General features: G+C 46.2%; 13 protein-coding genes. 3 read left to right on the top strand and 10 right to left on the bottom strand.

The window, feature by feature from the left end; translation table 11 throughout:
* Window positions 1-373: 373 nt before the first annotated feature.
* From C942_RS05860 to C942_RS05835, 6 genes are all read right to left on the bottom strand, one after another.
* Window positions 374-1,102, bottom strand: coding sequence for a hypothetical protein (locus C942_RS05860; protein WP_007463559.1), 729 nt, complete (start codon window positions 1,100-1,102; stop codon window positions 374-376).
* A 250-nt stretch (window positions 1,103-1,352) separates the two neighbouring features.
* Window positions 1,353-1,643, bottom strand: a complete 291-nt coding sequence (locus C942_RS05855) for a DUF3303 domain-containing protein (RefSeq protein ID WP_007463557.1) — start codon at window positions 1,641-1,643, stop codon at window positions 1,353-1,355.
* A gap of 205 nt (window positions 1,644-1,848) precedes the next feature.
* On the bottom strand, window positions 1,849-2,154 hold the full coding sequence (locus C942_RS05850) for a hypothetical protein (protein WP_036798883.1): 306 nt from the start codon (window positions 2,152-2,154) through the stop codon (window positions 1,849-1,851).
* 159 nt (window positions 2,155-2,313) lie between these two features.
* Window positions 2,314-3,900: an ABC-F family ATP-binding cassette domain-containing protein gene (locus C942_RS05845; protein ID WP_036798881.1), complete on the bottom strand. Its 1,587-nt coding sequence runs from the start codon at window positions 3,898-3,900 to the stop codon at window positions 2,314-2,316.
* Window positions 3,901-4,318: 418 nt separating this feature from the next.
* Window positions 4,319-5,302: a formimidoylglutamase gene (locus C942_RS05840; RefSeq protein ID WP_007463551.1), complete on the bottom strand. Its 984-nt coding sequence runs from the start codon at window positions 5,300-5,302 to the stop codon at window positions 4,319-4,321.
* 24 nt (window positions 5,303-5,326) lie between these two features.
* Entirely contained in the window at window positions 5,327-6,061 is a 735-nt protein-coding gene (locus tag C942_RS05835) for an IclR family transcriptional regulator (RefSeq protein WP_007463549.1), read from the bottom strand.
* Window positions 6,062-6,326: 265 nt separating this feature from the next.
* On the opposite strand from C942_RS05835, the gene uilS reads away from it, so the two are divergent.
* Entirely contained in the window at window positions 6,327-7,193 is an 867-nt protein-coding gene (gene uilS / locus C942_RS05830; RefSeq protein WP_007463547.1) for a UilS family quorum-quenching N-acyl-homoserine lactonase, read from the top strand.
* Here uilS and C942_RS05825 read toward each other — a convergent pair.
* Window positions 7,188-8,561, bottom strand: coding sequence for a DUF3943 domain-containing protein (locus C942_RS05825; protein WP_007463544.1), 1,374 nt, complete (start codon window positions 8,559-8,561; stop codon window positions 7,188-7,190). The two genes, uilS and C942_RS05825, sit on opposite strands and share 6 nt — an antisense overlap.
* Window positions 8,562-8,918: 357 nt before the next feature.
* Here C942_RS05825 and C942_RS05820 point away from each other — a divergent pair, with 357 nt between their 5' ends.
* The gene (locus C942_RS05820; RefSeq protein WP_007463542.1) at window positions 8,919-9,422 is read left to right on the top strand and encodes a DUF3016 domain-containing protein; all 504 of its coding nucleotides are present in this window, start codon (window positions 8,919-8,921) and stop codon (window positions 9,420-9,422) included.
* Between the two features lie 110 nt (window positions 9,423-9,532).
* Here the strand turns inward: C942_RS05820 and C942_RS05815 are convergent, their stop codons facing one another.
* The 3 genes from C942_RS05815 to C942_RS05805 all read right to left on the bottom strand — a co-directional run bounded on the left by C942_RS05815 (window position 9,533) and on the right by C942_RS05805 (window position 11,712).
* A complete protein-coding gene (locus tag C942_RS05815; RefSeq protein WP_007463540.1) occupies window positions 9,533-10,408 on the bottom strand; it encodes a 6-carboxytetrahydropterin synthase in 876 nt (291 codons plus the stop codon).
* Between the two features lie 117 nt (window positions 10,409-10,525).
* Window positions 10,526-11,182 carry an outer membrane beta-barrel protein gene (locus tag C942_RS05810; RefSeq protein ID WP_007463538.1) on the bottom strand — a complete coding sequence of 219 codons (657 nt, stop codon included), beginning with the start codon at window positions 11,180-11,182 and terminating at the stop codon, window positions 10,526-10,528.
* Between the two features lie 152 nt (window positions 11,183-11,334).
* The gene (locus C942_RS05805; protein ID WP_007463535.1) at window positions 11,335-11,712 is read right to left on the bottom strand and encodes a SpoIIAA family protein; all 378 of its coding nucleotides are present in this window, start codon (window positions 11,710-11,712) and stop codon (window positions 11,335-11,337) included.
* A 228-nt stretch (window positions 11,713-11,940) separates the two neighbouring features.
* On the opposite strand from C942_RS05805, the gene C942_RS05800 reads away from it, so the two are divergent.
* Window positions 11,941-12,717: an AraC family transcriptional regulator gene (locus C942_RS05800; RefSeq protein WP_007463531.1), complete on the top strand. Its 777-nt coding sequence runs from the start codon at window positions 11,941-11,943 to the stop codon at window positions 12,715-12,717.
* Window positions 12,718-12,729 lie beyond the last annotated feature (12 nt).

Genomic DNA, 12,729 nt, shown 5'->3' with positions numbered 1-12,729 from the left:
CAAATGTAAAGAGTGATGTCACATTTAGAGAGATATTGATAAGTATATAAATTAAAAGGCAATTACATTTTGAATGCACTTACTATTTCCATATGGAAAGTATATTTTAGCCACCGCGAAAAGAAGATGTTCGGACATGACTAAATATTCAACATTTTATGCAATTAAAACAAGGAACTGTTTATGTAGCTGTCATCATTCTGCTGCTATGTGCCACCAGAACAACTCAATAATTTCGTGGTCTTATGTACCAAATGAGATATTTCAAAACCATTACGAACAGAAAACCGAAAGGTCATGGCCAAAAAACCGCGCTTTCAACCTCATGGAATGAAAGCATGGTTTTTTAATCCATACCGATAACGTTAAATAATTAAGAGACGTCCCCTAGCTTGCTCAAAATCAGTTGTACCTTCCGCTCGTTTTCTTCAAAGGTTTCAATCGCCTTAATCACTCCGAGACACTGAGGCGTCAACTTGTGAGCATTTTTGTCCTTAACATCAGAATATATCACTTCCGGAAAATCTTCCGGTATACCTACCGGTTCATGGAAATGGCCGTCCGGTACCTGAAAGTCTCGATGATATTTCAGGTTTGGCCAGCTGATAATTTCAACGGCAGCTTCTGCAATACCGCTAGCCCAGTCTTCACGTAATTCTTCCGGAGACTGATCCAGGTAAAAATCCTCCCGATTCCCCATATCTAACCAGCTTTTCACCGTTTCCAGATAGCGCTGGTGATCATAATCGGCAATCAACTCACCCATTACTGAATGCTGGAACGAAAAACAGACATTAAGCCGATATAACTCAGACAGTGTCATACCTTCGAGCGCATTAAGAGCCTTACTGTAAGCTCTGTCATGCAGCCTGGATTCTACAGACTCACGGATCTTTTCTTCTTTGCGACGTTTTTCCTTCAGGATCTGAATACGATGTTTCCCGTCTTCAATAAGTTGCTGGGCCTGCTGTAATATCTCAATTTCAGCCGGGGAATAGAGTTCGGCAAGATCGGACAGAATGACATTTTTGATGATATTGGATGCAGTCGTTGCCTTCGTCTGCTTGCTTTTTAGTGCGTGACTGTTCGCGAAATCGAGCATGATGATAATCCCTCACTATCAATACAACGATGACCAGACCATAAACGGTCTTCCTGGACGAACTAATACGCCTCCTTCAACCAATTTCTCTTTAAGTTTCTATGAAGTATAGTTCAGGCGAGGTTTTAACAACGAAAAGCAACAATAGATTGTAAGTACTCACTTAAACGCCCTTATTTATAATCAGGGCGTTTAATGGGATCATGAAAGAAAGCCGCTCATACAAAACAACCTATTCACACACAGTAACTTACACTAAAAGGCGGTTACCAAGCGCCCGCGCCTGCTCGTCATCAACAACAACCTGAAGTGTGATATCCATCTCATTATTCCACCTCAATGCGTAGGCAGTTACCGCTTCGATATTGTCAGACTCACAGATGGCAATTCCGGTTCCACTTACCAAATCATGCCAGCGGCCAATCATTTTAATGTCATCTCCCATCATCTCCTGATCCTGCTGCTCGGTGAGCTGGGAGAAATGCGCCAGAGTAGGATGAAGCTTACCCTGATGTAACTGCCAGGTTATGAGAAAAGTCATGGTCAGTTCCTCTTGGTTATCATCGCTTGCTTGTCTTCTCAGATGACACTGAGGATAAGTATAGATACCCGCTTCCCGTCAAGTGGCTTTGAGCCCGCTTTCTTGTAGCCGTACCTGTCATACCACAGCAGCTATTTATCCCAAACTCGCCTCTCAACCACCAACACACTAATCAACCCAAAACACAGTAAGAGCCAAACCTGCATTACTTACCGATTTTTCGCTTTCGGATTCGAAATAAAGCCAAAAACAGCAGTGCGGTTACCACCAGAGAAGCGAAAACCAATAGATACAAAAGATCATCACCATGGCCAAACCAGGTAATAAAGAGATAGACGAGGTAAGACGATAAGAAATAAATTCCAATCAGGCCAAACAGCTTGAAAAAGTCTAACTCAGAGATTTTTCTGAACATCTTTTCCTCCCGAACCAAGTCAGGTAACACTTTCCAGCCACATCCAATAAAGCTGGCTTTCAGCCAGCTCATTTCAACAACAGTTTCTTCTATCAAGTATGGTGCATCAATTGTGTGTTATCGCAAAAATACATCTGAAATCAGACAGAAAACCATTGTGATGAATTTTTGAGAGTTTCACTCAGATCTGTTAGTAAAGAACTTACAAACCTGAGTGATCGCCACTCATTACAACAGAAACATAACTATGGTTTATTAACCTACCGTTATCGTACCGGTTATCCCGACCTCCGATACAAAGCTGTCGTCATGACTGATCAGAATCATGCATCCCTGATAATTGCGTAATGCCTGCGCCAGTATCATCTTCGATTCAATATCCAGATGATTGTCGGGCTCATCCAGTAAAAGCAACATATCCCCTTGTTGATGACTAACAGCAAGGAGAGCAATTTTCATTCTTTCACCACCACTTAGGTCTGAAACAGGTAAATGCACCCGCTCTCGTCGAAACCCAACACCGGCAGCCAGTGTCCGCAGTTCAGGTTCCTTCTGTTCGGGACAAAGCCGTTGCAGGTTTTGCAGTACGGTCTGTTGCTCATCCAGCAAACTAAAATGCTGATCCAGATAGCACAAACTGACATGGCAGTTTATCTGCCCCGCTGCCGGGGTCAACGTGCCAGTGATCGTTTTTAGCAGGGTCGATTTACCACAACCATTTCGCCCGATCAGATGAAGCCGATCACCATAATCGACGCAAAGGTTAATCCAAGCATCATTACCAAAAGCTAACCGCAGTTCTTGCAGCACTAATACTCGTGACAAACGCTTATCGGAGGAATTAACTGTCATCTTCTGTGGCTTAATCTGAGTTTGCTGGCGTTTGAGCGCTTTTACCTCCTGTTCAGCTTTATACAACTGATTCTCGAATTGCACCTTACGGGACGATTGCGAACGCTGTGCCGAGTCACGCATTCCATCCAGCAATAGTTTTGACTGGCTACCTGACTTGCGAAGCTTCCGGCCCTGGCTTTCCCTTTGCTGAGCCTTCTCTTGATTGCGCTGATACTGCCGCTGCAACTGCATCACCTTGTTCTCGGCACTGGCCACGCTTCTATCAAATGCAGCTTGCTGTAACTGCTTTTGCTGCCAGTAAAAACTGTAGTTGCCACCGTAATACTTCATTTCATCCGGCGTTAACTCCATGATGCTGTCTACCTGCTCTAACAACTGGCGATCGTGACTGATCAGCAAGATCCCGCCAGAAAAAGACTGTATCTGACTAAGTAACCACTGCCGGCCAGCACTATCCAAGTGGTTCGAAGGCTCATCCAGAATCAGGTACTCATAAGCGGCATTGAAAAGCAGCCAGAGCTGCAATCTTGTCAACTCTCCGCCACTAAGACTGGAGCATGGCTGAAACGGTTCTGGTGGCAACCCCATCCCGACAAGCTGTTCACACAGGTTGTTCCGTACCTCCCAGTCATCACCAAGGATGTCAAAATCCCGGGGATCACTGCTTCCGGCTTCTATTCTCTCTAAGGCCCGTAACTTGCGGGAAATATTCAGGTAATCAGCAACAGTGCCAAATAAGTTCTGGTCATTACTATTGGTAAGTTGAGGAAGATACCCGACTAAGCAGTCACAACGCACTGTCCCCGAATCCGGCAGCCGTTTTTGACACAAAATGCCAGCCAATACTGATTTTCCGGCTCCGTTTCTACCAACTAATCCGGTAACTTGCCGCTGCAATGAAAAGCTGATGTCTGAAAATAACGTATCACCACTGTCATGATGCACTGACAGTGAATTAGCAATGATTAAAGATTGATGTAAGGCCATATTTCCTCCCGAGCAAACTCAGGGGCAACAGACGCCTGTCTTCACGAACTGTATATAAATGTAAGAGTGTGATATCCGGACTGAGCAATAATACCTATCCGATACACAGAGAAGACGAAGTTACGCCCACTAACCCTGAAAAATCCAAAACTAAGAAATTGATAAGGATGTCAGGTGTTAGTTATTCATTACGGCGCAAACTCCTTGGGAAATGTTGGAAGTATTAAGCCAGCGATCTCACTGCATTTCAATGATCATCTCCACCGATGTCATGAAACGAAACCACTGTCACATTTCGGGAGTAATACCAAACTGCATGAACAAGAAAGATAAAAAAAGGATCCCGGTGGGCCGGGATCCTGCGGTCATGAGACTAAAGAATCAATAAGTAAGTAGGAAGGAAATAATCCCAGAGGCATCAAAGATGCTTCAAAGAATGTTGAATCAATTTTGCTGCGAGTTTCGCAGTCTGGTTTTCATAATCAAATTCCGGGCTTAATTCAGCGATATCAAGAATCCGAACCTTGCCGCTGGTTAGTATCTGTTTCAGAGCCATCTCGACGACAGAAAGGCTGACACCATACACCCGCGACATGTTAACGCCTTCTGCCACTGCCGATGAGAATACCGAAAGATCGATACTTAAATGCACGTGATCGACCCGATTCAGGAATGCTTGAATAGTTGCCTGAATCTTCTTACGGTTACGCATCGTCATCTGGCGATCAAGCAGCCACTCCGCACCCAACGACTTGGCATAACTGAACGCAGCCTGAGAGTTCACATGATCACAGATCCCCAAACCCAGATAATTAAACTCTCTATGCAGCTCCCGACAATAGCTGGCAACCGTGTGAAAAGCCGAACCTGCACGCGCAGCCAGTGTCGGACGAAGCTCAAAGCAGGCATCAAAATTTATAATGCCGACCCGGCTGGCACAGGCATTAGGAATTTGAGCAATGCCATCTTCTTCCCAATCATTAGCAGCCTGATGAACCGTATCCGATAACGCCTTATAACTGCCGATAGCAATTTCATGCCCGCCACCCAGCATGACAGGAAAATGCCCTAACTGCAGAACAGCTCTTAACCTTTCGTACTGTCTGGCCTGCATGTCTTCAAAGGTAGCAGCATCGGACTCATCAATAATCCCGGCATCATACAGCGGAAGCGAACATGAAGGTCGCATAGCTTTCAGAATACGATGGATACTATGGGGCCCTTCCTTGGCCCCAAGGTAACCATGATTAAAACCAATACTGAGATCACTGGCCATACCAAGTAATACAGCGCCCCGCTCTCGCTGATCGGCATAGGGCAAAATTAATGAAGAGGCTTTCTGATAACTGGCTCGATCGCTTTCAAACGAAAACTGAAACCAACGCTTGAGATGCTGCACCATAATAAGCCCCTTCTTTTGTTTTGATTAATGATCCGGTGGTAATAACCTTGCGGCTTCTAACACCGAGTAAACGATTTTGTTTTTGTTTTGGCGCACCCGCTCTATCGGCGCCATGATGCTGACCGCACCAACGATTCTGCTACCAGCGAATACCGGCGCACTGACACCGGAAACCCCGAGGTCAAATTCGGAAGAGCTGATAGCAAAACCGTCCTGCTTTATTTGCTCAAGCTCCGTCAACCAACGGTCGACGTCCTCACCCTCGGTAATACCAAAGTGATGTAAGGTGCTCATCAGACGCTGTTGAGGAAAGTTTGCCAGCATGACTTTGGACGACGCACCACGATACAAAGGCTGGCTTTGCCCCTGCTCATAGGCACAACGTAAGGCATGCGGACTGTCGATGCGTGCCACGCACAAAGCCCTGAATCCGACGGGCACCATGTAAGCGGCCATTTCACCTGTCTGTCGTTGCAGTCTTTTCAACACCGGATGCACACCGTCTGCTAACGGAGAAAACATCTGGAAGTTACGCAGCAGCTGCAAAGCTGCAGGACCAACACCATAGGATTTCTGGCTATGGTTCTCTTCAATCAGATTCCATTTTTTTAATATCGCCAGATACCGGTACAGGCTGCTGGTCGGCATTCCTGTCTGTTCTGTTATTTCCTGAGCCAGTAAAGGCTCAGACGACGAGGCAATGTGCATCAGCACCTGCAACATCTTTTCATTTGAGTTAAGTGTGTATTTGCTTGTCATAAAACCATTTTCCTTGACCAAGTCATTAACGCGCATCACAGGGAGGAACTCAAGGCAAATTCTCACAATGTAGGAATGTAATGGAAATCGATAACACCTTTTCTCACTATACGAGAAAAGATCACGCTTACTCAGCATCAAAATCAGATCTGATGCTAATTAGCTTAAGACTTCAGCCCGTGCTCGGATGAGTTTTTCGCTTGATTTGAATTACCATGAGGCGCTTATGCACAGCGTACAAAAATAGAAATAATAAGGAAAAACAATGCGTCAAACTGTTGCCTTCTCATCACAGGGACACAACATCTCAGGCCACCTTTACCTTCCTCAGGATGCGAAACAGCCAGCTCCGCTGATCATTCTGTGTCATGGTTTCTGCGGCGTTAAAGAACTGCTGCTACCTGCCTTTGCCGAAAAATTTGCAGAAAGTGGCTATGCCGCTCTAACTTTCGACTACCGTGGCTTTGGTGAAAGTGAAGGTGAATCAGGCCGCCTGGTACCCGCTCTGCAAATTGAAGATATCCACGCAGCCATCGACTGGGCCGGTCAACAGGCTGGTATTGATGCTGAGCGTATCGGTCTTTGGGGCAGCTCATTTGGCGGGGCTAACGCAATTATTGCAGCCAGCGAGTCAGACAAAATCAAATGTGTTGTTGCACAGCTGACTTTCGCAGATGGTGAGACAGTGATCACCGGTGAAATGGATGATGCTGAAAAAACAAAATTCGTCGGAACCCTTGAACGTATGCGCGACAAGAAAGCGAAAACCGGCAAAGAAATGATGGTGCCTATTGCCAAGGTGTTGAGCGATCCGCAGTCAGTCGAGTTCTTCAATAACTTCAAAGACGAATTCCCTGCTCTGACTATCAAGATCCCTTTCCTGACCGTTTGGGAAACCACACAGCACAAACCGGTTAATGCCCTGCCAAATCTTGATGTGCCGCTACTGGTTGTTGCCGCCGGCGAAGATGGTGTAAACCCGGTGAGTGAATCTGAGCGTCTGTTCGCTGCCGCTAAAGAGCCGAAAAAACTACATATCGAACAGGGTGCCACTCACTACCAGGTTTACGAGGGTCAGCACTTTGAATCTGTCGCGGAAGTGGAATTAGGCTGGTTCAACCAATACCTATAATTCACCGCGACCGAAACGATATACCAACTGGGTAGAAATCTGGTCATCACTGGTCGATGCACTGCCGCTGTAGTAGTGATACCAGTCTACCAGCACGGCCCAGTTGGCATGGAACTGGTAATGGAGCCCAAGGCCGCCATTAATCTGAAAAAACTTGCTGGAGCGCTGTTGCTCCAGCACAGTTTCACCAATTCCCACATTCAGGTATGGCCTTAGTGCTTCATCACTCATAAAGTAATACTGAACATCAAAGCTGTAGTTTTCATAAGTTGCATCTTCACTGCTGCCGGTACGATCAAAATCCGCCCGGGTATAATTCAAGCGGGATGACAACTGAGGAGAAAAATAAACCCCAAGGCTCATGGTTGGAGCCCATTGGTCTTCCAATAGAAAGGCATCATCCAGCATCATATAACGCATACCTACCGAAATACCGACAACACCATAATCAATCGGATCAGACGAGCTCATCGCATAAGATTGACGACGCTTAACCGCAGGACTGGTTTCCCCTTCACCAATTGCGTAGCTAAGGTTGAGCTGAAACTGTGTATCAACCTCACCATTTGGCATCCGAACATCTTTCAAACCGACATACCCTGTACCGGCCTTGATAACATCTCGTCCGAACAGATTGTTTACACCACGTCCGATACTGTCGACAGGGTCGAGGAAAAACAATGTGGTATCACCGAGAACAGACGAACCCCACACCTTTCCGCCACTCAGGATAATTTCCCGCTCTTTATTAAACGCCCACTCACCATACACCCAGCCCAGAACTGGCGTGACCACTATGTCCTGGATTGAAGGAACCTCAGCAAAAGCCTCCAGGCCATACTCCCAGTAAAACGTCGACATCAGGAAGGAATAAACGAAACTGTCCCATTGGCGGTAACCGGATTTCCGCGCCACCTGATAATACACACCACCAAAATAAGGGTGACCTAAATAATTGATGTACCAGATATCACGATCCCAGACCGGCCCTTCTGTTACGTTATCCCACCATTTTTCCAGCAGGCGATCGTCACTTTTATCCCAGTTGGACAAATCTTCCGGCAACAACGCGATAAAACCGGCAACTCCCACACCGTACCAGGCTACGGATTTGGTCTGCGACCAAAGCCGCTCTTTATCTTCTCCGTTAGGGGCTGAAAACAAAGCGACATCAAAAGGCGAATCATAAACCTGCACGGATTTATCGTTCTCTTCCCAGGTCGAATTGCCAAACGGCTCCGTTGAATACTCAATCTTACCTTGCTGACTGTGTTCAGTATCCCCGGCAAGCGCAGAACCGACAGCCAGCCCTATACCCAAATTAAATACCAAAGCAATCAACAGGAGATGATAACGATCAAAATCCATAAGCAAAATGTCTCCCTTCCCTGGCAAAGCACGCACCCTGAATCATTTTAAAATCTTTATTATTTAAGCAATTACCATAAGCGTCACCTATGACAGTATAGTTGAGGGATTTTGTACACTGAGAAGAGAAAAACAGGATTGGTGGCACAATCACAATTATGAGTACCTGAGTGTGAGAGCTTTCCTAACAAGCGTCACCAAGAAGGAAATCACAATATCGCATGCTCTGATAAACTTAGGATTGGTACATGGAAATAGAATCAATATTCATTTTTGGCATACGTAACGTCAAATAAGGTCATTAACGTGACGAGGTTGAACTATCACTACCGCACTATTTTTAAGAGGCTATCTCCCATGAAATTGCCTGCCTGGCTTGGCGCCTTCCTGCTCGTATTCAGTATCTCATCCATTGCTGATGAGACAATCCATTTTCCTCCTGCCTTTGTAACCTGGGTCAGCCCGGAACAATACCGCGACATACGCACCACAGGTGGCAGCCAGAAACGCTTTCAGAAAAACCTGTTTAAGAGACTGAGTGAAGAGTTCAGTGAGATGGCAAGAATCTACCTGAAACCCGATCAAACACTCCATGTTCAGGTAACAAATGTTGACCTCGCCGGAGACACCCGCTTCAGCTCCAAGGCAGGAAAGGATATTCGTGTTCTGACCAGCATTACACCACCGACAATCAGCTTTAATTACCAGATCAAAAAAGGCGATAACACGCTCAGTTCAGACAGTGTCAAATTAACCAATATGAACTACCAATCCACCCCCGTCACTTCACAAATAAACAGAGCCCTGATGTATGAAATTAAACTTATTCAAGACTGGGCGAAAAAAACACTGAAAAACTAAAGCTTTTAAAATCCCTCAAAACGCTGAACACAAAAAAGCCCTCATCAGAGGGCTTTTTTAAATCAAATTGGCTTAGCCGATTTTACTTAAAGGCTGTTAATTAAAAGCTATCACTTAGAAGCCATGGCGCCTTTGCCGACACCTTCGTAAGCGACAACATCCAGTGCTTTACCCGGTACCATTTCACTTACCTGCTCAGCAATGTAGTCAGCAAGCAGTTCAACAGTGGTATCCGTATCAAGCACTTCCGATTCAAAGCGGGCAATCGCCAGCTCGAACTCACCTTGTGGCGCAGTGTAGCGGAAACCATAGTGAGAAGTATCTGTTGCAACAGCAGCCTTTTCGCTTAGTGTCAGCTCAGATACTGAAATCAGGTCTTCACTGCTGCCGAGGTAAATATCCTGCCAGCGTTCTGCCCATTTCTGCTCCAGCTCAGCATCACGCTGACCGTCAACAATCAGCTCTACCGGTGAACGGTGACCGTGTGCGATACGCTGACAGTTACCATCGTGCTTCTTCAGGCCGTGGCTGTAATGATAGAAAGCGCCGTCGATCTTTTCATGTCGCAGCGTCAGCTCCAGCCCCTGAACATTATCCGGCAACTTTCCTTCAAGCACTTTGTACAAGTGGTGGGTCACTGATTCGATAGTCACCACGTCATCATCAATATAACAATAGGCCTGCTCTGGGCAGTTCAGGTGGATGCTCTTTCCTTCACGCAATAAATCGACCATTGCGTAACCTGGCTTGCTTGCTGCAACGTGAATACGGGAGTTCTTCATCGGTACAATCAGGCGGTGATCGACATATTCATCCACAAGCTTTTTGATCTGCTTTTTTACCCGACCGAAATCAAGCACCATGCTCATTTCATTGAGCTCACCCGACATCACCACATCGAGGATCCAACTTTCGCCAACCATACCTCGCTTTTCGCAAAGGTAAGAGGCATCAATGACGGTAAGATCTCTGACAAATAGCTTCAAACTGAAGTCCTTATTGATAATGGTTGTCGTTAAACTAGCTGGGCATTATACGCAGCTGCAGCACGTAGTAAACTGATGCCTGCCATTAACCACCGTCAACAAAGCCTGCCGCTAAGCTTAAAAACGATAACTTACACTGCCATATAACGACGAAACGCCTTTCTGCTGAGACTCAATGGTTACCGGGTTTCCATTATTATCCTGCCCGGTCCAGCTTTGAGTATCTGACGGTAACAACGAATGACGGAAACCAAGCTCTAAACTGAGCTGATCAACAACCGTCCAGTTCACTCCACCCTGCAAGCCAAAAACAAAACCGCTGACGTCAAAGTTAGCAAAGGAGCTCGAATCAGGTTCAACTGAAGAATAGCCAAAGTGCAGGCCGACAAACGGTGTAATGTCGCGATTTTTTCTAAATAGGTAGTCTGCGCTAAACAGGTGCATGCTGGCGACCAATTCGTAGTTAGGAGTGTTCGGGAAGGAAACATCCGTGTTATGGCGTTCGTAGCTGTAATAAAGTCGGCTCTGTCCGCCAGGGGTATAAATACCGATATCGACGCCGGCAAAACCTTCAAAATCCGACTCGCTAGCTTCGACACGCTCACCATTGCTTTGAACAATACGGTCGGAATTACCGATCTTACTGATCCCGCCCTTAATACCGACAAAATACTGTGATGGTGAAAGAGGTTCAGGTTGTTCAGCGGTTTCTGCCAATACGCTAACCGGTAGTGATGCAGCAAGTAAGGCTGCGGCTGTTGATAGTCTGTCCATGATCACCCTTTTATGGTTGCGCTGCCGAAATCCGGGCTATGAGCAGAAAAAAGTGCCCAAATTCATCAACACATTGTTATTCAAAAAAATAATCTATCTTAATCTATCAACTATAGCTGCGCCATACTCATGAAGCATTCATCATGATTAACTCACTCCCTCAGCCAGCTCAGCGCTTCCAGAGGTTCATCAAAACACCGGACTTCACCGCCGACAAACCATGTCCCAACCCTTGATATTACCTCCTGCCATTCACTGTCATTGTAAATGGCCACCTTATTAAATTTTTTCCCGTGCTTCATGCCAAGCACAAGATCATCCCATGCTGCATGCAGTTGCCAGCCTTCACAATCAGTGCTGTCAACATATGCATTCACAATCGGCCGTTTTATATCGGACAATGCCTCATCAAGCTGTGGGGTGATTTTTTCATAATCCGAATGGGTCAGGGTGCCGATCGCCTTAAACTCCATAAAGACTCTTTCATCCACCCGCTCTACATCTACCGAAATGCCGTGTAAGTTGCTCATAACGCCTCCCTGGTGCTCACCTATATCTGGCAATTACCGAGTCGTTGCCTTCTTTTGCTATCAATCCGTCTTTACGATCAATCTTTACCTGCTACCCATATAGTTTAGCCGCCGAAAGCCACAGCAACACCAAGGCTTCTAATCCCAAGATGAACACTAATCTTAAATAGCATAAACAGATCAGGAGCTATAAAATGACAATCAACTAACTGACTGAAATAACAACCAATGGCCTTTATTACCGGGCAAAAACCATTTAATCCAGACACTATCGATAATGCCGTTGTGGGTATTGCTGCGGATGTGGCAAAGCATGACTCAGGCATGCACCATCATCAGAAAGCTCAGCTTCTCTATGCCCCTTCCGGCTGCATGAGCATTACGCTGGATAATATGCAATGTGTATTACCACCGACTCGAGCAGCCTGGATTCCCTCCGGCATCGACCACTGTTCAATCATGAGAAATGTGGTGGCCTACCGTTCAGTCTATTTTGATCCAGCATCCTTTCCGCAGCTTCCTGATAAGCTGAAAGTCGTCAGTGTCAACGGCCTGCTCCGCGAACTGATTGAAAGGATGGCTTTCTGGCCATGGGATATGCCGAATCAGGAACAACAAACCCTGCTTGCACTGTTTTGGCAGGAATTAGCGACAGCTCAGGTAGAGCAGCTCACCCTGCCAAAACCGCAGGATCGACGCTTGCAACAGTGGCTTTCTTCGCTTGAGCAACACAACGAGCTTCTGCCGACCTTGAATCAGGCAGCAAAAAACATCGGCGCAAGTGAGAAAACCATCAGCCGTATTTTTAGCAAAGAAACAGGAATGCCTTACCAGGCATGGCGACAGCAATGGCGCCTGATGAAAGCCATTGAGTTGCTGGCAGAAAAACATCAGGTCTCGGATGTTGCCTCCGAGCTGGATTTTTCCAGCGACAGTGCATTTATCAGCTTTTTCCGCCAGCATACCGGAGAGACACCGAATAAGTTCATTCGCGAGACCCGCTAGGCTTATCGGAAC

It is taken from the genome of Photobacterium marinum (assembly GCF_000331515.1).
Lineage (GTDB): Bacteria > Pseudomonadota > Gammaproteobacteria > Enterobacterales > Vibrionaceae > Photobacterium > Photobacterium marinum.
This window is presented reverse-complemented; position numbering and strand designations above follow the sequence as displayed.